General features: G+C 56.1%; 22 protein-coding genes. 3 read left to right on the top strand and 19 right to left on the bottom strand.

Annotated features, from left to right (window positions below; all coding sequences use genetic code 11):
• Nucleotides 1-178 precede the first annotated feature (178 nt).
• From JONANDRAFT_RS00945 to JONANDRAFT_RS00865, 17 genes are all read right to left on the bottom strand, one after another.
• Nucleotides 179-832 (bottom strand): response regulator, encoded by a 654-nt coding sequence (locus JONANDRAFT_RS00945; RefSeq protein ID WP_008522086.1) that lies wholly within the window; start codon nt 830-832, stop codon nt 179-181.
• Complete coding sequence (locus JONANDRAFT_RS00940; protein WP_008522413.1) at nt 829-1,908, bottom strand: sensor histidine kinase; 1,080 nt, start codon at nt 1,906-1,908, stop codon at nt 829-831. The genes JONANDRAFT_RS00945 and JONANDRAFT_RS00940 overlap by 4 nt, the downstream gene beginning before the upstream one ends.
• Before the next feature lie 111 nt (nt 1,909-2,019).
• Nucleotides 2,020-4,005 (bottom strand): serine hydrolase domain-containing protein, encoded by a 1,986-nt coding sequence (locus JONANDRAFT_RS00935; protein WP_035786660.1) that lies wholly within the window; start codon nt 4,003-4,005, stop codon nt 2,020-2,022.
• Nucleotides 3,989-4,981, bottom strand: a complete 993-nt coding sequence (locus JONANDRAFT_RS00930) for an ABC transporter ATP-binding protein (RefSeq protein ID WP_008522079.1) — start codon at nt 4,979-4,981, stop codon at nt 3,989-3,991. The genes JONANDRAFT_RS00935 and JONANDRAFT_RS00930 overlap by 17 nt, the downstream gene beginning before the upstream one ends.
• The gene (locus JONANDRAFT_RS00925) at nt 4,978-6,009 is read right to left on the bottom strand and encodes an ABC transporter ATP-binding protein (RefSeq protein ID WP_008522409.1); all 1,032 of its coding nucleotides are present in this window, start codon (nt 6,007-6,009) and stop codon (nt 4,978-4,980) included. Before JONANDRAFT_RS00925 ends, JONANDRAFT_RS00930 begins: the two co-directional genes overlap by 4 nt.
• Before the next feature lie 8 nt (nt 6,010-6,017).
• Nucleotides 6,018-6,926: an ABC transporter permease gene (locus tag JONANDRAFT_RS00920; RefSeq protein ID WP_008522077.1), complete on the bottom strand. Its 909-nt coding sequence runs from the start codon at nt 6,924-6,926 to the stop codon at nt 6,018-6,020.
• A 10-nt stretch (nt 6,927-6,936) separates the two neighbouring features.
• The gene (locus JONANDRAFT_RS00915; RefSeq protein ID WP_008522408.1) at nt 6,937-7,863 is read right to left on the bottom strand and encodes an ABC transporter permease; all 927 of its coding nucleotides are present in this window, start codon (nt 7,861-7,863) and stop codon (nt 6,937-6,939) included.
• Nucleotides 7,864-7,938: 75 nt separating this feature from the next.
• Entirely contained in the window at nt 7,939-9,603 is a 1,665-nt protein-coding gene (locus JONANDRAFT_RS00910) for a peptide ABC transporter substrate-binding protein (RefSeq protein ID WP_008522075.1), read from the bottom strand.
• Between the two features lie 305 nt (nt 9,604-9,908).
• Nucleotides 9,909-10,718 carry a class I SAM-dependent methyltransferase gene (locus JONANDRAFT_RS00905; RefSeq protein ID WP_008522406.1) on the bottom strand — a complete coding sequence of 270 codons (810 nt, stop codon included), beginning with the start codon at nt 10,716-10,718 and terminating at the stop codon, nt 9,909-9,911.
• Nucleotides 10,711-11,799 (bottom strand): ABC transporter substrate-binding protein, encoded by a 1,089-nt coding sequence (locus JONANDRAFT_RS00900; RefSeq protein WP_008522405.1) that lies wholly within the window; start codon nt 11,797-11,799, stop codon nt 10,711-10,713. Before JONANDRAFT_RS00900 ends, JONANDRAFT_RS00905 begins: the two co-directional genes overlap by 8 nt.
• A 12-nt stretch (nt 11,800-11,811) precedes the next feature.
• Nucleotides 11,812-12,564, bottom strand: coding sequence for an ABC transporter ATP-binding protein (locus JONANDRAFT_RS00895; RefSeq protein WP_008522071.1), 753 nt, complete (start codon nt 12,562-12,564; stop codon nt 11,812-11,814).
• Nucleotide 12,565: 1 nt separating this feature from the next.
• Nucleotides 12,566-13,606: a FecCD family ABC transporter permease gene (locus tag JONANDRAFT_RS00890; RefSeq protein WP_008522404.1), complete on the bottom strand. Its 1,041-nt coding sequence runs from the start codon at nt 13,604-13,606 to the stop codon at nt 12,566-12,568.
• 174 nt (nt 13,607-13,780) lie between these two features.
• A complete protein-coding gene (locus tag JONANDRAFT_RS00885) occupies nt 13,781-14,659 on the bottom strand; it encodes a MurR/RpiR family transcriptional regulator (RefSeq protein WP_008522067.1) in 879 nt (292 codons plus the stop codon).
• Between the two features lie 92 nt (nt 14,660-14,751).
• Nucleotides 14,752-15,489: a PAQR family membrane homeostasis protein TrhA gene (gene trhA, locus JONANDRAFT_RS00880; protein WP_008522065.1), complete on the bottom strand. Its 738-nt coding sequence runs from the start codon at nt 15,487-15,489 to the stop codon at nt 14,752-14,754.
• Nucleotides 15,490-15,552: 63 nt separating this feature from the next.
• Nucleotides 15,553-17,646 carry a pertactin-like passenger domain-containing protein gene (locus JONANDRAFT_RS00875; RefSeq protein ID WP_008522064.1) on the bottom strand — a complete coding sequence of 698 codons (2,094 nt, stop codon included), beginning with the start codon at nt 17,644-17,646 and terminating at the stop codon, nt 15,553-15,555.
• A gap of 113 nt (nt 17,647-17,759) precedes the next feature.
• Complete coding sequence (locus tag JONANDRAFT_RS00870; RefSeq protein WP_008522402.1) at nt 17,760-19,037, bottom strand: dicarboxylate/amino acid:cation symporter; 1,278 nt, start codon at nt 19,035-19,037, stop codon at nt 17,760-17,762.
• An 81-nt stretch (nt 19,038-19,118) separates the two neighbouring features.
• Nucleotides 19,119-19,877, bottom strand: a complete 759-nt coding sequence (locus JONANDRAFT_RS00865) for an ABC transporter permease (RefSeq protein WP_008522401.1) — start codon at nt 19,875-19,877, stop codon at nt 19,119-19,121.
• Nucleotides 19,878-19,889: 12 nt separating this feature from the next.
• Here JONANDRAFT_RS00865 and JONANDRAFT_RS08220 point away from each other — a divergent pair, with 12 nt between their 5' ends.
• The 3 genes from JONANDRAFT_RS08220 (at nt 19,890) to JONANDRAFT_RS08140 (ending at nt 21,255) form a co-directional block, all read left to right on the top strand.
• Nucleotides 19,890-20,132, top strand: coding sequence for a hypothetical protein (locus tag JONANDRAFT_RS08220; RefSeq protein ID WP_172633444.1), 243 nt, complete (start codon nt 19,890-19,892; stop codon nt 20,130-20,132).
• Nucleotides 20,133-20,250: 118 nt separating this feature from the next.
• Nucleotides 20,251-20,457, top strand: a complete 207-nt coding sequence (locus tag JONANDRAFT_RS00860) for a hypothetical protein (RefSeq protein WP_008522399.1) — start codon at nt 20,251-20,253, stop codon at nt 20,455-20,457.
• Nucleotides 20,458-20,835: 378 nt separating this feature from the next.
• A complete protein-coding gene (locus JONANDRAFT_RS08140) occupies nt 20,836-21,255 on the top strand; it encodes a PBECR4 domain-containing protein (RefSeq protein WP_155801278.1) in 420 nt (139 codons plus the stop codon).
• Nucleotides 21,256-21,649: 394 nt separating this feature from the next.
• Here the strand turns inward: JONANDRAFT_RS08140 and JONANDRAFT_RS07945 are convergent, their stop codons facing one another.
• Together JONANDRAFT_RS07945 and JONANDRAFT_RS07940 are read right to left on the bottom strand one after the other, a co-directional pair.
• Entirely contained in the window at nt 21,650-24,205 is a 2,556-nt protein-coding gene (locus tag JONANDRAFT_RS07945; protein WP_008522396.1) for a S8 family peptidase, read from the bottom strand.
• Nucleotides 24,187-25,212 carry an AAA family ATPase gene (locus JONANDRAFT_RS07940; protein ID WP_008522394.1) on the bottom strand — a complete coding sequence of 342 codons (1,026 nt, stop codon included), beginning with the start codon at nt 25,210-25,212 and terminating at the stop codon, nt 24,187-24,189. The genes JONANDRAFT_RS07945 and JONANDRAFT_RS07940 overlap by 19 nt, the downstream gene beginning before the upstream one ends.
• Between the last annotated feature and the right edge of the window lie 28 nt (nt 25,213-25,240).

Below are 25,240 nucleotides of genomic sequence, written 5' to 3'. Positions count from 1 at the left end.
ATAAGACGGGCCCCTTTTCGTCGACGACACAGCTTACGCCTTTTTTTCCGCCGACAGCCCGATAGGCTTCAGGAACTTTCGCGCCGCAATTGTACCGGCATACGAGTTTAGTCAACTAAAGTAGATTCAAAATAATACCGCCCCTCTCAGGTTCGAGAGGGGCGGGGGAAAGCGTCGGCTATGACAGGTCGAGAAGTTCTTCCCGGTACGCGTGGCGCAGCAGCTCGGCAACGCTGTTGCAGCCCAGCTTATCCATCATTCGCCGCCGGTGGGTATCCACCGTGTTCTTTGAGATGCCCAGCTCGTCGCCGATCGCCTTGCTCGTCAGGCCTTGGGCCATCAGAGCCAGCACCGACTTTTCGCGCTCGGACAGGACCATCGAACGGGCAGGGCCGTCGTGAACGGCCCGTTTGAGCCTCAGGTAGTCCTCCACAAGGAGCTGAACGACGCCGCCGGCGAGGTACAATCGCCCTTCGGCAACCGTCCGAACGGCCGTCAGCAGTTCGTCAGTGGCGCAGTCCTTCAGCAGGTAGCCCTTGGCACCGATGCGCAGCAGCTCGCTGATGAACCGCAAGTCGTTGTGCATGGAAAGGGCGAGAATCTTCGTCTCCGGGAAGCTTTCCACAAGGCGCCGGGCGCACTCCACGCCGCCGATGCTTGGCATAGTCATATCAAGCACCGCCACGTCGGGGCGCTGCTCGCGGACGACCGCTAAGCCGCTCTCGCCGTCGGGCGCCGAACCGACGACCTGAAGGTCCGGGCGGCTCGCAAAAATTTCCATCAGCCCGGCGATGAACATTCTGTGGTCGTCAATCAGGACAAGCCGAATCATTCGTCTGACCTCCCCAACATCCGGGGAGCCGTCATGACGACCGTGGTCCCCTTTCCCGGCTCGCTGAGGACGTTCAGCTGTCCGTCTATGGTCAGCAGCCGTTCCCGTATGCTGAACAGCCCGTATCCCGTTCGGGCGTTCCCTTCGGTCCGAAGGGACGGCGGAACAAACCCCACGCCGTCGTCCTCCACGATGACCTGAATTTTCCCCTGCCCGCGCCGAACCCGTATGGCCGCGTGCTTCGCCTTGGAGTGTTTTGTGATGTTGATTAAAAGCTCCCGGGTCATTCGGTACAGCAAGACGCATATTTCGTCGTCCACCGGCAGAGCGGTCACCGCGTCGTCGTCGCCTTGGAACGTCCAACCGATCCCCAACGGCGTGAAGATGTTTTCGGCCAGCGTCTCTAGGGCGAAGTTCAGCCCGAGGTCTTTCAAGACCGGCGGCGACAGCTTAAAGATCAGCGTCCGGGTCTCCTCGACCAGCCCTTCAATTTCTTTTTGGCACCGGCGGCTCAGCTCCCGGCTCTCGTCGTCCGACGAGCGAGCTTTAAGCTCTCGGACTAAGTGCAACAGGGATACCAGCGAGTACCCGACCCGATCGTGAATGTCCGCGGCGATTTCCCGCCGGGTCTGCTCTTCCGACAAGGTCAGCCGGGCCGCGAGGTTGCGCAGCTTTTCCTGTGAATCCTGAAGCGCGCTCGCCGCGGCCTTCCACTTGGTCTGGTCGAAAAAAATCACCGCGACCCGGTCGGGCGGCAGGTAGAACGCCATCGCTTCCAAGTACGTGCCGGTCGAGGGACTGTGTCCTTCGCTCCGCGCGGCCCGGCGGCGGGTCACGCATGCCCGTATCAGGTCGGACCAGCGCGCTTCGCCGTTCGGCCACACCTGAGCGAAGGACCGGCCGATGACCTGCTCTCGCTTGACCTTCATGACCTTTTCATAGGCTTTATTCACGTCCAGATACATCACTTTGTCCAGGTCAAACGGCCCCGGGTTCACCCGGTACACAGCGATAGGGTCGAACACCTGTTCAAAAAAGAGTTTTCCTAAATCTCCGGTCCCGTAACTTGTTTCCATGCCGGCCTCCTTCAGCTGCCGCGCTTTTTTCGGCAAGTGTTTTTATTATAGCCCGACGGGCGGGGGGAACGCACGAAAAAGCCCCGGACGCGGAGGCGTCCGGGGCAGAAACTAGACGAAAATCAGATAGCCGTTTTCGATCGGCTTGTACTCCGACTTGGGGTACAGGCTGTCGTAGGCCACTCGCCGCTGGTCGTCGAGGACCAAAATCCGGTGGCCGTCCTCGAGGGCCGGCAGGGCTTCCAATTTTTTATCGAGCCGGTAGACGCCGTTTTCCCGCCGCTTGGACGGCCAGACGAACGTCTCGGCGTCGAAGGCCGGCAGATGGTCCAGCGAACGATAGGCGTAGCTGCCCACGTGGCAGATTTCCTCTCCCGGGTGGTCCGGCGACGGCTCGAACAGCGGATGAAGCGCGTCCCGCCCGCCGTTGCGCGGCGTGTGAAGGAACCCTTCGCCCTGCCGGTCGTCCAGCGCTCGGACTGGCGCGTCGAACGACTCGTACACGCCTGATGAGTCCAGCCCGGTGAACCGAAGCAGGTACACGCCTCGATAGTCCGGCAGCTTGTCGACGGTAAAGGTTGTGAGAACTTCGTGAATCACTAAGTCATACGAGTCCAAGTCGCAGGCGATCCATTTGGTCCCAAGGCGGGCTTCCCACGCGGCCGGCTCGAGCGGCTGACTTTCGGCCCGCTCGAGCTCGGGAAAGCGCCTGACCCGGTCGCTGAAGCATAGGAACTGATGGCCGTCGCTCTCCTCGACCCATCGGGTCTCGTCCTTCAGCGGGGTGACGAGCTTTTCCCCGTCGAATTTGTAGTCGGTGAACGCCCGGTTTTTGCGCTCCTCGCCGCAGCAGTAGAAGTCAGCCCACGCGCTGCCGCCGGACATCCCAAGCGTCTCGCTGGGAGCAAGCCACGGGCCGGCGAAGAGCTTTTTGTCCTCTTCGGTCATCAGCTGGGCGCCGCGCGTCACGTTGATTCCCTGACGGCTCAGGGCCTTTTCAGCCGCGCGCATGGAGATGAAGAACGTCTCGGGCTGAAAACCGCAGTCGTGAGTGTGGCTCAGCGCCACGACAAGGTCATAGCGCGGGCAGACCCAAAACGCGGTGGTGTACTGGAAGCTGTTGCCGCCTTTGGCGCAGACGCCTTCGCCCCAGTCAAAGTCAGGGTGCTTCAGCGACACGTTATCCCAGCCCAGGCCGTACAGCTCGCTTTCACAGTCGGACCGGCAGAAGGTCCGGCCTTGGCGCTTTGCCATTTCAGCGACGGACGATCGGCTCAGGACTGGGGAGTCGGCCAAAAAGATTCGGCCGAACCGGCACAGGTCTTCCATAGTGGTGGTAAACCCGGCAGCCCCGCCGATCTGCATTCGCTCGGCCGGGTGGTCGCCCTCGGCGATGACCGGGTAACTGGCGTTCTCGCAGCTGCTCAGCCGGGTGCTTTCCATGCCGAGCAGACCGGTGATGTTTTCTATGCACCACGTCCCGTAATCCTCCCCAGTGACGGCGGCGACAACCATTTCAGCCAACGTGAAGCCGTCGTTGCAGTACACGCTGTACGCGCCAGGGTCGGCCTTGAGAGTGCAGCGACTGAAGTAGTCGAGGACGTCGTCGTAATAGCCTGGCGTCCAGCGGCTCACGGCAAAACCGCGCCACATCGTCCCTGGCAGGCCGCTGGAGTGGTTCAGGCAGTGGCGCAGGGTGATATGGTCGCTCCGCTTGTCGAGGGTGTGAAACGCCGGCAGGTAGCGCACAACCGGCTCGTCGAGGCTGACGAGCCCCTTTTCGACGAGCTTCATGACGCTGACGGCGCAGAAAATTTTGGAAACCGACGCCACGTTGTTGGTGCCGATCAGGCTGGCCGGCTGGTTCGATTTGCCGCTCACCGCGCCGGACGCGAGAAGATTTCCGCCCTGATTGACCGCGTACGCGACCCAGGTGAATTTTTTAGGCAGGTGGGCCAAAAGGATATCGTTAATCTCCTCGTCGCCGCGGGTCGTCACCGTGTCTTTTACGATTTCCGGCGTCGGCTTCCCGTCGGTTGGCGCGACGTTCCTCGTCTTGTCAGTCCCGTTTTCGTTTTTCTCAGTCACGCTTTTCATCACCTTTCCAATTCTCCAGCCCGTTGATTTTCCTCCAGAAGTGACAGGCGACCGTCCGGTTCCCCGGCGCCGGCTCCAGCTGAGGCATTACCTCGGCGCACCGCGGCTTGGCAAACCGGCACCGAGTGCGGAACGCGCAGCCTGACGGCGGGTTGATCGGGCTGGGGACTTCGCCTTCCAGCTTGACCCGCTCGCCGCCGCTTCCCGGCTCGGCCAACGGAATAGCCGAGATGAGCGCCTTCGTGTAGGGGTGAAGGGCTTCCTCAAAGACCCGGTCGCAGGGACCGAGCTCGACCAGTTTTCCAAGATACATAATGCCCACCCGGTCGCTGATATGGCGGACCATCGACAGGTCGTGGCTGATAAACAGGTAGGTGAGCTTCTCTTCCCGCTGGAGCTTGATCAGCAGGTTGACGATCTGAGCCTGAATGGACACGTCCAGCGCGGAAATCGGCTCGTCGCAAACGATGAACCGAGGCTCAAGCGCCAAGGCGCGGGCGATGCCGACGCGCTGGCGCTGGCCGCCGCTCAGCTCGTGAGGGAACCGGTTGGCGAAATCCTGAGGCAGCCCGACCTTTTGGAGCAGGTCGTTAACGCGCCGGATCCGATCCGGCCCGGTCAGGCGGTAATGGACGTCCATTCCCTCGCGGATCAGCTCGGCGATGGTCATTCGAGGATCCAGCGACGAATACGGATCCTGAAAAATCATCTGGGCGTCCTTCTTGAACGCCAAAAGCTTTTTGCCGCTCAAAGACGCCACGTCGACGCCGTCAAACGTCACGGTTCCGCTCGTGGGGTGATAGAGCCGCAGGACGGTTCGGCCGCAGGTCGTTTTGCCGCAGCCCGACTCGCCCACCAACCCGAGGGTCTCGCCCTCTCGGATGTCAAAGGTCACGTTGTCCACGGCCTTGACGGTCCGCCCTTTACCGGCGGGAAACCACGTGCAGAGGTTCTTTACGCTCACCAAGGGCGTCATCCGGCACACCTCCCCTGACCGTCAAAGACCCGGGGGGCGCGCGGGTCCATCAGCCAGCAGTTCGCGCGGTGCGTTGGGCTCAGGACGGTCTCGTCCGGGTGGGACTGTTCGCAAATGCTCATGCGGTACTTGCACCGGGCCGCGAAGGGACAATGGTTCAGCGGCAAAATCAGGTCAGGCGGCGTGCCGCCCAGCGCGTACAGTTCCCGCTTGCTGCCCTCCGACGGGCGTGGCACCGACTGGAGCAGAGCCTGCGTGTACGGGTGCTGGGGGTTGTGGAAAATATCGTCCACCGTGCCGCGCTCGATCACCTGACCGGCGTACATGACCTGCACCCGGTGGGCGAAGTTGACCACCACTCCCAAGTCGTGGGTCACCATCACAATCGCCGTTCCCATCTGCTGCTGAAGCTCCTGAAGCAGGTCAAGAATTTGGGCCTGAATCGTCACGTCGAGCGCCGTCGTCGGCTCGTCGGCCAAGAGCACCGACGGGCTGCAGGCCAAGGCGATGGCGATCATCACCCGCTGCCGCATACCGCCGGACATCTGATGCGGGTAGTTTTTCATCCGCGACTCCGGGTCTGGAATCTTCACCTTCCGAAGCATTTCCAGCGCCTCGCCGTACGCCTGACGCTTGGACAAATTGCGGTGAAGCAGCAGTGTTTCCATGATCTGCTTGCCACAGGTCATGGTGGGGTTCAGGCTGGTCATCGGATCCTGAAAGATCATTCCCACCTGCTCGCCCCGGTAGGCCATGAGCTGGCGCTTGTTCATCGCCAGGACGTCCTGTCCGTCGTAAATCACTTTGCTGCCCGGCTCAATTTGGGCGAACCCCTTAGGCAGCAGCCGCATGACGGCCTTAGCCGTCACCGTTTTGCCGCAGCCCGACTCGCCCACAAACGCCAAAGTCTCGCCCCGGTTCAGGTCAAACGACACGCCCCGCACGGCCCGCACTTCCCCGGCGTAGGTGTGAAAACTGACCCGCAGGTCTCGAACCTGCAGAAGTGGCTGATTCATTTTGTCCGTCATGGCCGCGCCTACTTCCGAAGCCGCGGATCCAGCGCGTCGCGCAGTCCGTCGCCCAGCATGGTGAAGCAGAGCATGGTGATAGCGATCATCAGCGCGGGGAAGAACAGCTGTTCCGGGTAGAAGGTGAAGTTCGTCTGAGCCAGAGCCGCCAGCGCGCCCCAACTGGTATTCGGCGGCTGAATGCCCAATCCGACGTAGCTCAAAAACGCCTCGCCGAAAATGTAGCCGGGAATTTCAAACGAAATGGAGACCAGCACCACGCTCAGCACGTTGGGCAGCAGGTGACGCCAGATGATCTTCCAGCTGGAAACGCCCATGGCCTGAGCGGCCAGCACGAACTCCTGCCGTTTGATCTGGAGCACCTGTCCGCGCACGAGCCGGGCGTCGCCGCACCAGCCGGTAATCGTCATGGCTAAAAGCAGCGTCCCGATCCCCTTGCTTTGCAGCACCACGCTCAGCAAGATCACGACGACCAGATAAGGAATAGAAATGCAGATCTCCAGAAACCGCATCATCAGGTCGTCGACCCGGCCGCCGAAGTACCCCGACACGCCGCCGTAAATCGTCCCGACGACCGAGGAAATCAGGGCGCCGGCCAGCCCGATAATCAGCGACACCCGGCCGCCGACCCAGACCCGAGCGAACGTGTCCCGGCCCAGCTGGTCGGTTCCGAACAGGTGCTGCAGGCTCGGCGCCAAGTTGCGGGACCGGCTGATCGCCGAGAACTTGTACCCGCTCAGGGCGGGCCCAAAGATCACGAGGAAGCACAAAATCAACAGCACGACCAGTGCCGCCAACGCCAGCTTGTTCTGTTTGAACCGGCGCCACGCGTCCTGAGCGTAGCTCACCCGAGGGCGCGCCAGCGTCTGATGGGTTTGATCCGCCGGTCCGAGGGGCTGAAAAAGTTCGTCGTCCATCGCGAGCCTCCTAGTCGTCCGTCAGGCGGATCCGCGGATCCACGAGCATGTAGGCGAAATCGACCGCCAGCTGCATAACCACGAACAGACCGGCGAAGAAAATCGTCGTGCCCATGGTCATCCAATAGTCGTTGTTGTTGATCGACGACACGTAATAGAACCCGATGCCGGGAATGGAAAACATCGTCTCGGTGATGAACGCGCCGCAGAAAATGCCGACGATCTGGCTGGCCAAAAGCGTAATGGACGGCAGCATGGCGTTTCTCATCACGTGCCGGGTCACCACCTGAAACTCGCTGAGCCCTTTCGCCCGGGCCGTCAGCACGTAGTCCTGCCCCAAAACGTCCAGCATGGACGACTTGATGTAGCGGGCGTAGGTCGCAATGGTCCCGAAGCACATCACCAACACCGGCAGCACGAAGTTCTTCTTGAGCCCCCAGCCGCTGGCCGGAAGCCAGTGCAGCTTGACGGCGAATACGTACTGAAAGAGCGACCCAAGCACGAACACCGGAATCGTGATGCCCAAAATAGCGATGAACATCACAACGTAATCGGGCCAGCGGTTTTTAAAAAGCGCCGCTAGGACGCCCAGCGCCACGCCGACGACGAGGCCGATGACCAAAGCCAAGCCGCCGACGGCCGCGCTGACCGGAGACGTTTGGGCAATCGTCTGAGCCACAGAACGGCCGGGGAAGACGACGCTTTCGCCCAAATCTCCCCGCAACAGGTTCTTCATGTAAATGCCGTACTGCTCGACGAGCGGCTTGTCCAGCCCATAGCGGGCGTAAAAGTTGGCCTTCGTCTGTTCCGGCAGATTGCGCGCCATGCTACTCAGCGGATCGCCGGGAATGGCCCTCATGAGAAAAAACGTGGTGGTAACCACCACGAACAGCGTAAAAAACATGTACCCCAGTCGTTTCAGAACGTATTTCGCCATAAAGCCCCTCTCCCTGAGCACGAGAACTGCCATGAAAAAGGCCCCGCGGTTTCCGCGGGGCCGAAAAAACGGCAGCTACTTCCGGCCGTCGGTATAAGTGTACAGATTCCCTTCCGAGTTGAATCCCAAAACGGAGACGTTCTTCACGAACTTGGGGATAAAGTTATGCACGACTGACTGGACGACCGGCGCCACGACGCAGTCGTCCACGACGGCGATGTGCTCGGCCTGAACCAGCTCGTCAAGGCGCTTGGCGTCGTCCATCTCGTGAGCCGCGGCCTTCATCAGGCTGTCAAACTTCTCGTTCTTCCAGCCGGTCCGAATCATGTCGCTGTCGCTCACCAAGATGCTCAGCAGATCGTACGGATCGCTGTAGTACGCGCCCCACGCCATGAAGCCGATCTGATAGTTGTGCTTTTCCAAGTTGCTGGAGAAAACGCCCCACTCTTTGAAGTCGATTTCAAGCCGAACGCCAAGCGTCTCGGCGCAGACCTGCTGGAAGAAGTCGCCCATGTTGCGCATGAATGCGTCAGTGCCGCCCAGCGAGAACACGACCTTCAGAGCCGCCGGATCGTCGCCCAGGCCCTCTTCCTTCATGCCTTCCAGTAGCAGGTCTCTCGGCGTCTTGCCCTCTTTCTCCAGCTCGGCGTACTGCTCGTCAAACAACTTGCCGCTGTGGGCGCGGAAGTTTTCCGTCCCGATGGCGGAAGCGTCCAGAACCCAGCCGTTCGCCGGGGCGCGAAGCCCGCCGTAGACCATGTCGTTCATCATCTCCCGGTCAAAGGTCAGGGAGAACGCCCGACGAATCTTCGCGTTCTTGAAGATCTTGTCGCGGGTGTTGAACATGGCAAAAGCGACCGTGTTGCTGACGATCTTGTTGTACTGCAGGTCGTTCCGGTTCTCGAGCTCCTGAACCTGCTCCTTCTTGCTGGCGTTGAACCCGTCGATCTGACCGGCCAAGAACTGGTTGTACGTCGCTGCCGCGTCGCCGCTGATCAGCCAAGTCACGCGCTGAAGGTGAACGTTCTTGGCGTCAAAGTAGTTCTCGTTTTTGACCGTCACCAGCTTGTTGTTGTGAACCCACTCGGTCACCTTGAACGCGCCGTTGCTGATCCAGTACTTCGCCTCGGTGCCGAACTTGTCGCCCCACTCCTTCACCTTGTCCTCGCGCTGAGGGTAATACACCGTCTGGTTGATCATGTTGAGGAAAATCGGCGTGGGCTCCGACAGGGTGAACACAACCGTCTTGCTGTCCGGCGCCGAGACGCCCAGCTTCTCTACCGGCATCTCGCCGCGGCTCACCGGGCCGTAGTTAGCCAGCGGCTCAAGGAAGAACGAGTTCGGGCAGCCCACTTTGGGATCCGCGCTACGGCGGATGCCGTACACGTACTGCTCGGCTGTCACAGGCTCGCCGTCGCACCACTTGAGGCCGTCGCGGAGGTGGAACGTGTAGACCTTGCCGTCTTCGCTCACGTCCCAGCTTGAAGCCTCCATCGGCTGCATCTTGTATTGGCCGTTCTCGTCGATCAGCCGAACGAGCCCTTCCATGCAGTCCATCTCAATATTTGAGCTGTACGCGTCAGACCGACGGCTCACGTCAAGCGTCGTCGGGTCAGCTCCTAAGTTTAAGTTCAGGTACATGTTCTCGTCCATTTTCACGCCCGCAGGCGCCGGAGCCGCAAAAGCCGCGCCAGCCGCCAAAACAAGGATCCCCAGAGTTGAAGCCAAACCGCGAGTCATAGACACGTACGCTCACACTCCTTATTTAGTCCTTGAGGTGCCCCTACGCCGAAATTATATCGTTCTCTTAAGTTCGTGTCAAAATAATAAAGCACTTCTTAGAATTTTGCGGACCGTTTTCCCGTCGGTTTTCGCGTCTTCTCTGTACAGGATTAAAGAGAAGCCGACGCGCCTTCCAGCCAGACAGCAGATAGTCAGCCGATTGACGCCCTTTATCCGGCCGTGCAAAGAGCCGAACGATCAATTGATTTCCTCAAAAACGAGAAACGCCCTCCTTCGTGTGGAGGGCGTTTCGTCGTCAAGCTTTATGATCTGATGAGGTCACAGTACATCATTGACTGAACCTGCGTCCGAGCGACGGGAACGGTGCCGTCCCCGTCCGCGAACGAGTCGACCGCGGCCTTGACAATCTTGAGGTCCTGCTCGGTAAAACTTTGGCCGAAGAGCCAGCTCGTGTACCGCAGGTACAGCGTCTCAGGAGACGTCCGGCCGGACCGGTGAACCACATCGGTTCGGAAATCCGGGAAGTAGCCGTCAGCCATCAGGAGGTTCATCAGGAACAGGGAGTCGTACCCGCCGTGGGTATGAGGCTCCCGGGAAATCATTTTCGCCACGTCTTCTAAAAAGCGGTCCTCGTTCTTCAGCCACGAGGCGACGAACAGCCCCCGACGGGCAAGCCGAAGGATCTTGGGGTAGTTCTCGTAGTAGGAGATGACCGGGCTGTGAGCGATGAACAGGTAGTCGTACCCTTCCGCCGACTCAAAGTCCTGAAACGCCGCGTTGTGAATGACGACCGGCGCGCCGTTGGGGCGGGCGGTAAAGTCTTTCGCCTCTTTGACCATCTCGGTCGAAGGCTCCAACCCTTCGGCCAGCGCCCCGGCGTCCAGCAGCTGTTTCAGGTACCGCCCGGAGCCGCAGCCCACGTCGAGAACGGTCCGGCCTTTCAGCTCGGCGTGAGACGACAGAAAAGCGAGGCAGCCTTCAGAAGCCCCCGCCGTTCCCAGCCGAAACTCTTTGGCCCGCCGGTTCCACATCTCGTTGGACTGAACCATGTCCTGCGCGGGCTTTGTCAGCTGGCCGACGCACAGATCCCGCAGGGCAGACAGGCTATTCATGAACCGTCACCGGCTGGAAGCTCTCCGGGTAGGTTTTCAGCAGGTCGGCATAGACGTTCTTTCCCACGAAGACGTTGTAAATTTCCCCCGCCTTCTTCTCCAAGTCCACGTCCTGAAAAACTTCCGGGTGAACCGCCTTCCCGATGGCGTACAGGTCGAGAATCGCCGTGTCATAGTTCATGCCGTAGGTGAAGTAAGGCAGAATCGCGAAGGTGTTCTTTGTCTGGAACGCCTTCAGCGACTTGTAAAAATCCGGGTCGGACTTCATGTCCTCGCGGATCGTATTTCTGCCGCTCAGGTCGACGATGATAAAGTCCGGATCAAGGTCCAGCAGCTTTTCCCGGTCGATCATCACGCTCGCCTGATCCGTCAGGCTGTCCATGACGTTGTTCGCCCGAACGGTGGTCAGCAGGTCGGCGTGAGACTTTGTGGACAAAATCCCCTGCTCGCCCCGGAAGCTGCACCCGCCCAAGTAGACCCGCTGTCCGTCTTTGGGAACGGACGCGACCCGCCCGGTCAAGTCGGCCCGTGCTGTCTTGATGAAGTCAACGATCTCGGCCGCACGGCGGCTCTCTCCCATCGTCTCGCCGATGATCTCAAAAGACCGGTTCGCGTCCTCGCTGAAGATCGACGCGCCCTTGACCAAAGCCAGCCCGACGACCGGCACGTTCACCTTTTTCTGGAACTCGTCAAGCTCGTCTTTTGTGTTTCCATAGGCCATAAAAATGACATCCGGCGCCTGATAGGCCATCTGCTCGTAGTCGGGCGCGAACTTCGGGCCGCCCTTGCCCACAACCGGCAGGTTCCGCAGTTCGGGGAACGCGAGGAGAACGGTCTGACCGGTGAGCGAGTGCCCGCCGGCGGCCGCCTTTTCAATTCCTGCCAGCCGGTCCGGGCCGCAGACGTAGACGAAAAGCTGCAGCACCCCGTGTCCCAGAGACAGGGCCTTCTTCGGCACGGACTGAAAGGTCACCTGCCGACCCGTAACGTCCGTCACGGTGTAGGGCTCGTCAGCGTACGACGAGACACAAAGGGCGGCCAACAGGGCCGAGGCGGCGAAAAACAGAGCTGTTTTTTTCACAGGACATCCTCCTCAGTTCAAAATGATAATTTTTCGACTGCCGAAACGCTCTACGGTTACATCCAGATGATAGACCTGCTGGATGGCCTCCTGAGTGATCACTTCCTCGCCGCCGTAGGCGAAGATTCGCCCCTCTTTCAGCAGGAGGAACTTGTCCGAAAACTGCAGAGCCAAGTTGACGTCGTGAATGCTGAGCAGCGCCGCGATGCCCTTTTCCGCGCAGTACTCCTTCAACAGGCGCATGACTTCCACTTGGTTTTTGATGTCCAAGCTGCTGGTTGGCTCGTCCAGCAGGATAATCTCCGGCTCCTGGGCGAGGGCCCGGGCCAAGACGACTTTCTGAAACTCCCCGCCGCTGAGCTTTCCCGCGTCCCGGAGCGCAAAGTCCTCCAAATGAAGCCGGCCGATGATCTCTTCGACCTTGCGGTAGTCCTGCGGCAGGGCCCGGCCGTTCATGTAGGGCACGCGGCCGGTCAGGATCAGGTCAAAGACGGTGCTTCGGATCGGCTCGTTCTGCTGGCTCACGCAGGCCATCATTCGGGCCAGCTCGCGGCGGCCCGTCCGCTCCAAGCTTTGGCCGTTCACGTAGACGGCTCCGGCGGACGGACGGAGCGTTTTATTCAGGTTTTTCAGCAGCGTCGACTTGCCGGCGCCGTTAATTCCCAGAATTGAAATGAACGTGCCCCGCTCCACTTCAAAGCCGATATCCCGCAGAATGTACCGGTCGTACTTGAACGACAGGTTTTCGGTTTTGACGAGGCTCATCTCAGCGCTCCGTCATCAGCAGGTACACGAAAACCGGCGCGCCGAGAAGCGACGTCACCGCGCCGACTGGAAGGACCAGCGGCGACACGGCCGTCCGGGCGACCGCGTCGCCGGCCAGCACGATCAGCGCCCCGGTCAGCAGGGACGCGGGGATCATGAACCGTTTGTCCTCGCCGATGACCCGCTTGACCATCGCCGGCGCGAGGATCCCCACGAAGCCGATAATGCCCGCAAAGGCGACGCTCACCCCGGTATTCAGAGCCGCCAAGGCGATTGACAGGTTCCGAATCGCCTTTGTGTTGACCCCCAGCGAGTGGGCGGTCCGCTCGCCCATGTCCATGGCGTTGAACTGCCACCTGAGACGGTGCACGGCCAGAACCGACAGGAGCGTGACTGTCATGATGATTCGGATTTCCGAGTAATTGATCCGCCCTAAATCGCCGAAGGTCCACGACACGGCCGAGGCCAGCTCGGTGTCGTCGGCCAAGAACTGGACGACCACAATCATGGCGCCGAACAGCGCGTTGACCGCCACGCCGCCCAGGAGAACCGTCGTCCGATCGGAACGCTTGAGGCTCGAAAGGGCCAGCACAAAGACCATGCAGCAGATGGCCGACAGGAACGACACGCCGCTCGTGACGAGCGAGCTCGTTTCCAGTCCCAGCCGGGCAAAGACGATGATCGCCACGTTCGCCCCGAAGGCCGACGCGGACGATATCCCAAGCGTTGACGGCGAAGCCAACGGGTTATTGAGCACCGACTGGATGATCAGCCCCGACAAGGCGATGCTCACCCCGACGAAGAAGCCGCCGATAATCCGCGGCATACGGATGTCAAACACGATTCGGGCGTGCTTTTCCACCGGCGGGCCGAAGTTCAGCAGGGCATTCAGGCTCTCCCGGACCGTCATGCCCGACGAGCCGATGTTGAGCGAAACGACCGCGATAACAGCCAGCCCGACGGCCAGCAGGACGATGAACGACACCTTTCTGGCAAGGTACTGCCGATACTGGCGCTGCAGAAGCGTTTCTCCCTGTTCCACCCGTCTCGCCCCTCTTCACCGTTCAAGTACAAAAATGGCTCCTGCTGCCTGAAGGCCGCTGGAGCCACCAGTCCTCCGCTGGAGTTCACCGTTAAATTATAAGTTAGCCTAAATAAACTGTCAACGTTCTGCGGCGCCCACCAGCTTTCCTCCGCCGGTGCCTCCCGCTCGGCCCTATTCCGCGTCCCCGGAAAACAGCTTGGAAAACTGAACCGGCGCGTCAAACTTCTTGCCGGCGTGACGGCTTTTGAGGATGTTCACCGCCGCGCTCAGCAGGTTGGCCAACGAGAGCATCGGGCCGATGGTGTTGATGAACAGCCGGGTCGCCGTCGGAGCGGTCAGCAAGAGGTCACAGTACTGGGCTATCGGCGCCTTCAGGTGATCGGTCAAGCCGAGAATCGACGCGCCCTGACGGCGGGCGAACTCGCAGACCTTGGTGGTCATAATGTAATAGTCGGGCATGGATATGGCAATCAGGGCGACGCCCTTGCCAAGCAACGGCAGGGCGGCGTGCAGGCTGTCGTTCTGTTCCGTATTCATCACCACCGCCGGCAAGCCCATAATTGCCAGCCGCATGGACAGGAAATCGGCGACCTGCATCGACACGCCCCGGGCAGCCATGAGGGTAACCCGCGATTCGACGATCATCTCGGCGGCATGGAGCAGGGACACCGGGCCGACGCTCTCGAAAAAGCCTCGCGACACTTGGGCTTCCTCGTCGCAGATCTGGGCCATCAGCTTGGCCGGCTCGCTCAGCTCGTACGACGGGACCTCCATGTTCGGGTAGCCGCACTGCTCCTGTATGTCCACCTTCGCCTTGAGGGTCAAATACCGGCGGAACTCGTACTTCAGCTGGTTGTAGTTCTCAAACCCCAGCGCCGCGCACGTGTGAAGCACGGTCATCTCGCTGACGCCTGCGGCCGCCGCCAGATCCCTCAGAGTCATGAACGCCATGGACTCCGGGTCGGCCAGCATGATGTCGGCGGTGAGCCGCTGTTTTTTCGTCAGCTTTCCGTACCGGCTGCGGATTACATCGGTAACGTTTTGAGTCATAACCTTCCCACCTGTAGAGTTCGTCTTTTTTCGATTGTAGCACAGCAGCCGGCCGAACGAAAAAGCGGCGCCCAAAGGCGCCGCCTAAGACCTTACGTGAGGTAAACGAAGAAGCCGGTGAACTGAAGCGATGACGCCAGCAGGATGAACAGGTGCCAAACCGTGTGGTTGTACCTCATGCTCTCCTTGGCGTAGAAATACACGCCGGCGCTGTACGCCAGCCCTCCGCCCAAGATAAACAGCAGGAAGCCCCAGCCCACCCGCATGACGAGTGACGGCGCCAAGGCCAAGGACATCCACCCCATGACCAAATACAGCGTCACGGAAATGATCTCGGTCCTGTTCAGCCCGCCCCAACAGAAGCTGACCGCCTTCAACAGAATACCAACGAGCGCCAGACTCCATATGACCGACAGCAGGGAGACCATCAGCGCGCCGTGGTACGGCACCAGAATAATCGGCGTGTAGGCCCCGGCGATGCAAAGGAAAATCGACGAGTGGTCCATCAGCCGAAAGAAGTTCTTCGTCCGTCCCTGACGAAAGCTGTGATACAGCGTCGAGCTGAGATATGTAAACAGCAGGCACGCCCCGTAAATCGAAAACGCCACGATTCGACGGGCGCTGAGATCCGCAATGGACTTCCACAGCGTCAGGCCGAGAAACGCCCCGGCCATCAAAAAACCAATCCCGTGCGTGACGGCGCTCATCACGTCGTCGCGCCGCTCTTCCCGAGTAAACTCCGGCAGACTGTTGCCTTTCATCGTCTCACCTTCCCCTTTTGCTCCCCGCCGATGGCCGACAAAGGAGCCGATGATGGCCTCGCAAAGCATTCATATTATACCCGGTCAAATAAACAACGGCGCCCGCCTTTTCGGCAGGCGCCGTTTTCCCCATCAGAACAAGAACTTGACCTGCAGGCCGGCGTTCCAGCGCCGGGCCGCGCCGTCGCCGCCCCATCGCTGTCCCCACAGCTCCAGCCGGCTCCACGGCGACAGGTTGACCTTCACGCTCCCGCCGGCGCGCCAATAGTTCCCTTCGTAGCTCTCGGACAGCCGAGAGCCGACCCAGGACAGGGTCTCGTCGCCCTGAAAGTTCCGGCCGACGGCCAGCCAGAGTGAGCCGGTCCCGTTGGCCCAGCTTCGGGCGGCACGAACCCCGGTCTCGCCGCGCCAGACGGTCGTGGCGTCGACGCTCAGCGCGTCGCCGTCCAACCGACCTTGAGCGGAGCCGACGCGCCGGGACGTGACCGAGGCCCATGGCGTTATCTCAAAGCCGCTGATCTGGAAGGCCTTTTCGACCTGCAGTTTTCCGGCCCAGCCGCGGCGGATCATCGCCCCTTCCAGCTGACCGCCGGACGTCTTGATCCTCTCGCGGCTCACGGCTGCCGACAGTTTCACGCCGCCCAGGTGGACGCTGCCCCACAGGCCGGCGGCAAAAGACCGAGATGAGACGCTGTCAAAATCCCTTTTGACGCCCGACAGAGCGAGCCCCCAAGCGGCGTTACCCGCCGCTTCTTTTCCCCAGAAGGTGTTCCAGCCGTCCTCGTCGAAGTCGTGGCAGACGAGGCCGTCGTCGCTTTCCACCGTTCCCCGGCCGCGCCAAACCGACGCGTCGGCGCCCGGCTCGCCGATGAGAGGATCGTCAAGCCACAGGCCCGACGCCAGCCCGGCCGCAGTCTCTTCAAGTCCCTCATAGAGACGGCGCGGGGGATTGCCGTTTAATCCGTCGCGGCGAACCAGATACATTCCCTCCGGCAGGCCCAGTTCCGACCCGAAAACGAGGTCGTCCTGATACATCGACCGCCTGCCGTGAAAGGCGTCCAGCACAAAAGAGCGGCTCTGCACCCCGGTCACCAGAGCCGTGGGCTTGTACGTCGCCGCGCGGCTCTTGTCGGTCACGTCCAACGCAAAGCGGCCGCTGGCCGCCTGAGTAACGATAATCTGCGAGGAAGTCCCGGCCTGCAGGTCAGCAGCCATCAGGAACTTGCCGTTCCCCTCAAGCCGCTGGGCCGTGACGGTACGCCCGCTCTCTCCCGTCAGGTCGACCGTTCCCCCGCGAAGCGCCAGCGTGGAGACCCGGCTGCCGTAAGGCGAACCGATCGGGTCGTACTCCCCCGTGTCATGATTGTAGTCATAAATCTGGACGTCCTTGGGCCGCCACGTCCCGGCCAAGGTGACGTTCAGCTGGCTGACCGTGTCGGGAATATCGGTCGGCTTGCCGTCGCCGTCCGGGTCGATCAGTCGGTCGCAGACCAACGCGCCGCCCTCCCACCGACTGCCGGGAGCAAACGTCAAGTTCACTCGGCCCGGCGAGTCGGTCATATCAGCAGACGTCTCGCAACGGACGTTTCCGTTCAGCCGCGTCACGCGATCCAGCGTGATCGAACCGCTGAACGCGTCGACTGCCGTGCTGTACTCCGACTCGACCGTCACGTCCGCCGGACCCGAAACGCTTACCGAGCCGCCCTGCGCCGCATGAATCGCCATCGCCGCCGGGCCTTTCGTCAGCACAGAAAACGGGCCTTCCACCTCAATGGAACCACCCCGGGCCGCGACGCCGCCGCCAAGTTCCGCCTCGGTCGTCACGGAAACGCCCTTCTGAAACGAAATCCCGCCGCCGTTCATCGCCCACACGCCCATGCCGAGGAAGCCGGACGTGTGAACTTCCGCGCGGTCGGTGAACGTAATCTCCCCGCCGGCAGCGTTCACCGCAAAGGACGCCGGCCCTGTCGTCTCGACCTTCGGCCCGGCGGTGACGATGCTTCCGCCACGCAACGCCATCAGCGCGGTGCTCGACTCGCCCGACGTAGTCACTTTTTTCAGATTCGGCAGGTGAATTTCCGACCCAACAGCCATGACAGCCGGGGCCCCGCTATCCGTCACCGCAATGACATCGTCGTCCCGCGTCTCCACAGCCCCGCCGGCAAACGACGGCGACGCAGCCATCGCCAACGCGACGGCAGACAGAAAGGATAACTTCAACCGCATGAGAGAACCTCCGTCTTTGACACTACCCTCCCGCTCAAGGACAACTGTTCCCTCAAACAGATGCCGCCCTCACCGTACGCGCCCGTACCGAACAAATTTCTTCCGCCGAAAAGTTACTCCAGCGGCTTTTCAGCGCTCAGGAACACTTCCTTGTTGAACTCGCCTTCCGCCTTGCAGATCAGCAGCGTGCAGATGCTGTCGCCGGTAATGTTGGCCGTCGTGCGTCCCATGTCGATAATGCGGTCAACGGCAAAGACGAGCCCAACGCCCTCAAGCGGCAAGCCGACGCTTGCCAGAACCATGCTGAGCATCACGGTTCCGGCACCGGGGACACCGGCCGTTCCGACTGCCGACAGCGTGGCCGTCAGCACCACAAAAAACAGCTGAGACGGCAGAAGCGTCACGCCGTAAATCTGAGCGACAAACAGCGCCGCCACGCCCTGCATCAGCGCCGTGCCGTTCATGTTCACCGTCGCCCCCAACGGCAGAGTGAACGCGGCAATCCGGCCCGACGCGCCAAGCTGTTCGGTCGTCACAGCCATGTTCAGCGGCAAGGTGGCGTTACTTGACGCCGTCGAGAACGACAGAGCCATCACCTTGCCGAACTTTCGGAGATACGTGAATGGGCTCAGCCCATGGCTCGCCAACAGCCCGCCGGCGACGAAAACTCCCCACAGAGCCAACCCCAAGTAGAACACTCCCACATAGCGGGCCAACGGCAGCAAAGCATTAAAGCCCAGACTGCCCATCGTACGGGCCATGAAACCGAAAACGCCGTACGGCGCCAGTTCCATCACGACCCCGATCAGGTGCATCAGCACGTCGTTCAGCTCGTTCAAAGCCCCGGCCAGCCGGCGCGTTTTCTCTCCCAAAACGGCGATGCCGACGCCGATAAACAGCGAGAAGACGATGATCTGAAGCATATTGCCCGTCGACAGCGCGTTGAACGGATTCGTGGGCACCAGCTGCAGCAGCGTGTCCCACACGTTCCGAGCCGCCGAAGTATTCGCCGCCACCTGAGGCGCCGACGCCTGCAGAGACGCCAAATCAAGCCCCGCGCCGGGCTTAAAGAAGAGCCCTAAGGCCAGACCGATCATACAGCTCACCAAAGTCGTCAGGGCGTAGTAGACGAGCGTTCTGGCGCCGACCCGCCCCAGCTTGCCGATATCGTTCATTCCCGCGACGCCGTTCGCAATGCTCACAGCGACCAGCGGCGGAACCAACATCATAATCAGCCGCAGGAAAATTTGCCCCATAAAATTGAACAGGCCGCCGACCAACAGCTGATCCCGCAGAAAGCCGGGATCCATACGGTTCACAGCCAGACCAATCAAAATGCCCGCAACGAGCCCAACCATCACGCGGGCCGTCAGAGAACTTTTCTTTTTCATCGTGCTCTACCCCTTTCACAAAATATGGACTTATCGTAGCACGATAAAATAAAAAAGTCGACTTAAAGCGGCCGGCCGAGCCTATCGCCGGCGGGATAAAAGCGAGTACAGACAGACCGACGTGATAATCACCAAGCCGTGAATCAACCGCGTCCAGAACCCGGTCAAACCGGCTGCCACGATCCCGCCCTCGATAATACCGATGATCAAAGACCCGACGGCCGTACCGTAAACCGTCCCCTCGCCGCCCTGGGCCGACGTCCCGCCGACAAAAACCGCCGCAAAGGCCAGAAGCATGTAGCCGTCGCCCTGAGTTGGCCACCAGTTCGCCAGCTCGGCGGTTGAGATCAGCCCGGCCAGAGCCGCTAGGAAGCCCATCAGCAGATAGCCCTTCATAATGACCCGCCGAGGTTTAATCCCCATCATCTCCGCCGCGCCCCGGTTATCTCCCACAAAAAGAGCCGCCTCGCCGAAAGGCGTCCGGTTCAGCGCCACAGCGCACCCTCCGGCGATCACAAGAGCCCACAGTGCCTGCGCCGGCAGCATCCACGAGCCAATTCGCCCGGCAAAGACCTGAAAAGGCGCCGTTCTGGAAAACGAGGCCAAAGGAAGAGCCAACCCATCGGACGCCAGAAGCAAAAATCCACGCCAGGCGAACTGAGTCCCGATCGTCGCGATCATGCCAGGCATTCGGAGATACGCCACCAAGATGCCGTTCAGCCAGCCCGCCCCCACGCCGGCGGCCAAAGCCAGCCCCACAGCGAACCACGGCGGCAGCCCGCCGCGGAGACCAACCGCAAAAATCCACGCTCCAAGGGCGCTGGCCGGCTTATTTTGCACGTTTTTGCCGTTATGGCTGAGTTTGAAAGAAATGTCATCCGTGAGCGTACCCTTGAAGGTTTACGAGCGGCACGGGCACACGGCGTCATCTTTGGTCGAAGACGGCTTTTGTCTAGCGAAGCTCAAAAAAAGCTCGTCAAAGACTACCACAGCGGCGAACTTGTCTCTGTCCTTGCAGCTAAGTACAAAATTTCATGCCGAACAGTCTACAACTATATTTATCGTTGCCGAGCCAATACAACAGCAAAAAAATAATTTTTTTAAAGATTTAGTTGTTTTTTATCTTGCTTTGTGATATTTTTAAACAAAATTAGATTGTGCAAATAACCTTAGTTTATTACACAATTCTATTGTGCTCTAAGGAGTGAGAGGCATGGACAAGGAAAAGAAACTGAAGATCATCATTGCCATTTTAGCCGTCCTATTGATTGCCGTCACAGCAAACTTGGCCATGCGGATCAATGCCCCAAAAGCTGAAAACAAGCAGACTCAGGTCGAAAGCAGCCAGCCCCAGGCTGGAAAGAAAGAGCCCCAAATGCGCGTCTACACAGGGTCATGTATGGATGGTAAAAAATACTAGCGCTTAATATTACGTGATACTGACGCTATAAATAATGTTATTAAATAGAGTTTTTAAATAATGCCATTAAGATTAAAATAGGTATTTTTTTCTTATTACATTTCATCGGCGTTTGCTATACTTGAATCAGCAACAGGTGCGGCTGACACCTAAAATCCGAAAGGATTCGGTGCTTTATGAGCCGAATAAGTCTCGGGACGACATCACTGAGCCCGAAAGCTGGCGGACAGCTCTAAAATCCGAAAGGATTCGGTGCTTTATGAGCCGAATAAGTCTCGGGACGACATCACTGAGCCCGAAAGCTGGCGGACAGCTCTAAAATCAGTCGTTAAGGGACACGGTTTAAACCGTGTCCCTTTTTACTGAGAAGGAGACATTATGAACCAAGATAAGGCCCTTTTGCTTACGAAGATTTTTGATTTAGCGCAGGAGTATGATAAGCAACTTTGTTATAGAAAGGTCCTTTTTTGCTCTTCCAATTATTGTATTAATGCTGTTTTTCACCCTAGAAACTTTTTGCATTTAACCGGTATAGAAACTCAATTAGATTGTCATGATTTTTTTAGAAAAGCTCTACATCAAAAATTGCATATAAAAGATATTGCTCCTAGAGATGACCAAACAACGACGTTAAAGCTATCGGCCCTCTCGTCGCTAATTGTTTGTCCTAAAACAGCCCAAATGATAGGACCATTTAATGGCGTGGGGCGCTTAATTCAAACAGATATTTTAGCTGGAACTGTGATTGCTTGTATGGGATTTATATTAAATTTAATAACTAACCCTCAAACCCCTTGAAATACAAGGATATTTGCAAGAGTACAAGTTGAATTTACTACCAATTTACTACTTTTGAGGGAAGAGCCTTGATGTGCTGTAAAAACTCTTGCAGATAGAAACGTTTTACCACAGATAACACAAGGTATAAAGAAAGTGCAAAATTAAATAGGAAATCATAAAAGCGGTGATCTTTCGTTTCTGTTAAAGGAAACATAGGAATACCGCTTTTTTCATGTCCATGTTACGAGGTAGAAGTAAGCAAGGGCTTGAAATATAAGGCTTTCAAAGGGCGATTTTGAGAAAGTAAGGGTAATATACCTTTTCTTTCAAAATCGCCTTTTTACTGCGTAACAAATAAAAATAAAAGGAGTATTAGTATGGCAGTTTTTGGAACAGAAAAAGACAAAACTTTTTAGTTGCTTGAAATCTGGACATGATGGCGAATTCTTATTGAAACATCAGCATATAAATCCACATCAAACCCCTCTGCCACTTCAAAACTTACAAATATACAATATGGTATTTCATCTTTTTTAAGTTTAATTGCTTCCTCTCTACAATTTACTTTTATAATAAGATCATCATCATTCCAGACGATTGGGTTTTCTCCAGTAAAAATCTCATGTTGTAATGACCCCTTACGAACTGCCTGCCATTCTGTATTTTGCCTCTCTGGAACAAGACCCTTTCCACCATCATCAATATTAAACCATAGTTGTGCACCTCGATATGTTTGCTTATTTGGTACAACAGGAGAAAGATAAGCTAAGGTAACAGTTAGCTTCCGTTTCATTAGGCGAGACGAAAAGTCTACAGGAAGCGGGAGTCTAAAGATATCCCCTTCATCTTTCTTTAATGCTCCAAGTCCAATAAGAGTTATGCGTTCTTTAGTGCACTCTATAACACGACTTATATTAGGAATACCGTTTCCAAGCCATTTACTTAATTTTTTTGGGGAAGTTTCCATTGATGAAGCAATTTTATCAGCAATAGATTCCCATGATGCACCATGTGTGAGCATAGCCTTCAAAAGGATTGCCGTAGAATCTGCTGGCATCTTGGTACCTGTTTCGTCAAGAAATATCTGATTAAGTACATCATGGCATTTTGCTGCTTCATGTGTTATTTGTGCGGCAGCATCGCTAGTTCCAAAAGAAAAAGCACATCCATCTGTGGCGCCCGTTCCATATGGAGCAGCAGATAAGCATCCTGGCTCACGCGAAGATTCTACCCAATTGATTTTACCATCAAATCTTCCTCTGACAAATTCTCTACCACCATAATAAAACAAGTCCGGAGTAATGATAGAACGATACCCTTTTCCAATTGCAGATATAGGGGATGGTAGTCCCCTGTCAACGGCCCAAATAAAACGATCGGTTTCATTTACATTAGTGAAATCATCATACAAAGCACCGATTGTAAGTCCATTCAAACTTTCTGCGGGTGCCAATATTTTAAGATTGCGTTGATTATCTTTTATGATCTCAGCAAAAATGTTACTTCTCTGTGTTATGTCAAGAGATTTTAGTTCGTCGAACGGTTTATCTATAAAGTTTACAATCTCTGGGTGGTTGCCGGCACTTATGATAAACAAAATCTTATATTTATAGGCAAGAAAATCGAGCAGTCGCGCAGTCGGGCTCATTGTGACAGCCAACTGTCGCACAGGGTCTCCAATAGACAAATTAATTACTTTAGTATTGGGGGCCGTTGCGCTCTCTTGACCCTCTCCCTCCATCATTCTCTTTACAGCTCGGTGAAGAACATCAATAAACATACTGTCATCCGGAACACCTTCTGTAATCTTATCGAAGCCGCTTTGTTTCGGTCGTAAAATAGGTCTCACATATACGGGACTACTAATAGGAGCGTCATTCCTTTTAATATCACCATAAATTGCAAGGGAGACCATCGAAGTACCATGAACACGATATTTGCTTTCATATCCCGTAGCATAGTCATCAGGATCATCAATGATAACTCGTCCACGAAGCAGACGGTGATTTTGCATTGGCATACCGTCAAAAACGGCAACCACAGCATCACCTGTCGGTAATGATGCTTCTTCAGTAGAAGTGTATACTTCTGAGTCCGTTGTAGAAACAAATGCAGATTGACAAACAGGACGGAAGAACATGATATCGTCAACTTGCGATAATTCAATTTCTTCATATTGATTAACTAATCTCTCAATAGAAGTTCTTGGTAGTTCAACTAACATACCATGGTAAAATATTTCATCTATTATACATTCCTGAATTACATGTCCTTCTAACAATTGAATTTCGCTGTGAATCGTTTCAGCAGAATTACTTCTTTTTGCCGCATCACTTCTAAAGAACAGTTCGATTTCAAACGGAACGGGAGAATCCCCATCAAATTCCAGCGATTCACGCCAATATTCTAAAGCGTGTGTTTCTTCAATTCTATCTCTTGCGTCCCACTTCCTTAAGTCTTTTATTTGGGTAAAAACATCACGGAGTCCTGCAAACCCCCGTTTGAATACATCTGTTTCTCCATTTTGATATCTTTGCCACAATGATAATAATTGCGACATCGCCTGTTGATTAGACATTACACAATATAGTTTCCCGTTTAGTGAATTTTCAATCTTTTCACCAGATTTACTGTCTACTTGGTAAAAATCATCATCCGGATCAAATGGTTCAGTCTCGCTGTCAAATATCCATTCAAGACCATCTGTATTTTTCACTGCCGTATAGAAACTATCAACAGTTCCAATTATTTCAAAAACCAAAGCAAATTCAGGGTTAATCCCAGTGGGAGATTGCTGAATTTTTAATGCCTTCTGTTCAAAAGCAGTTTTTAGTAAAGTAAAAGATGGTTGTAGCCGAGTGAACTGCTTTCCAAAAGACGGACTTACTGTCCTTGTAAATACGGGAGGTTTGTGTTCACGATCTGCTCTTTCTGGAGACGGAAATAATATTAAAGGTCTGTCTGGCATATTTCCAATCCTCCTTTATTTTTATTTGCAATAATTACCTGAGACTGCCAACTACGAATGGCCTTCTCGGTAATTTCCTTCACATTATCATTCGGCAGACTTAAAATATACTGTCTATAAACTGATAATGCAAATTCCTCCGCTTCTGCATAGCTTATGCCTAATGTTTTTTTCGCAAGTGTGCTGGGCTGCAAACCGAACTTAAAATCTTTTTCTTTTTCAAAAAAATGATAGTATTCCTCCAAATTATTTCGGGTTGGTTTTGGTATTTCTAGCCGGACTTGAAACCTACGCCATGCTGCTTTATCAAGTAAAGTATCATGATTTGTAGCAGCAATAACAATGACATAACTTGGAAGTGCATCAATTTGCATCAATAAAGAGCTTACTACACGTTTAATTTCACCAGTTTCATGCGTGTCCCCACGTTCTTTCCCTAGTGTTTCAAACTCATCAAAAAACAAAACACACTCTCTGGTTCTCACATAATCAAATAGTCTTGATAATCGAGATGCGGTTTCACCGAGATAGGAACCTATAATATTTTCATACCTAACTGTAAGAAGCGGTATCATCAATGCTTCGGATATTGCTTCTGCCAATGAAGTTTTTCCGTTTCCGGGAGGACCAATTAAAAGAATTTTATTTCGTGGTTCTATGCCGTATGACTGCAGTAAATCGGAACGGTTTTGTTCTGTTATTAAATCTTGACAGGTTAATTTAATATGATTTGGAAGAATCAAATGATCTAGTCTTTTTTTAGGAATCTTTTCCAAGAAAAGATTTTGTTCATTTGTTCCACCACGGATAGTCGTTGGTGAAAACAATTTATCTTTCGCGGTATCTTTTTTTGATTTTTTTAATAATTCATCAATTTTTGCTGCAAGTACTGTATGCTGCTTTGAACGTTCTTCGGCGCATAACGCCTCAGTAGCTTTCCTAAAGTTTGTATAGTCATTTATTAAACCATATTTTATTAACTCACATATCAAATCTGCTCTTGCCATAATTTTTTACCTCCTAAATTTTCAACGA

The sequence above is a fragment of the Jonquetella anthropi DSM 22815 genome (genome assembly GCF_000237805.1).
GTDB classification, from domain to species: Bacteria; Synergistota; Synergistia; order Synergistales; family Dethiosulfovibrionaceae; genus Jonquetella; species Jonquetella anthropi.
The sequence above is the reverse complement of the archived record's forward strand: the minus strand, read 5'-3'. Positions and strand labels throughout refer to the sequence as shown.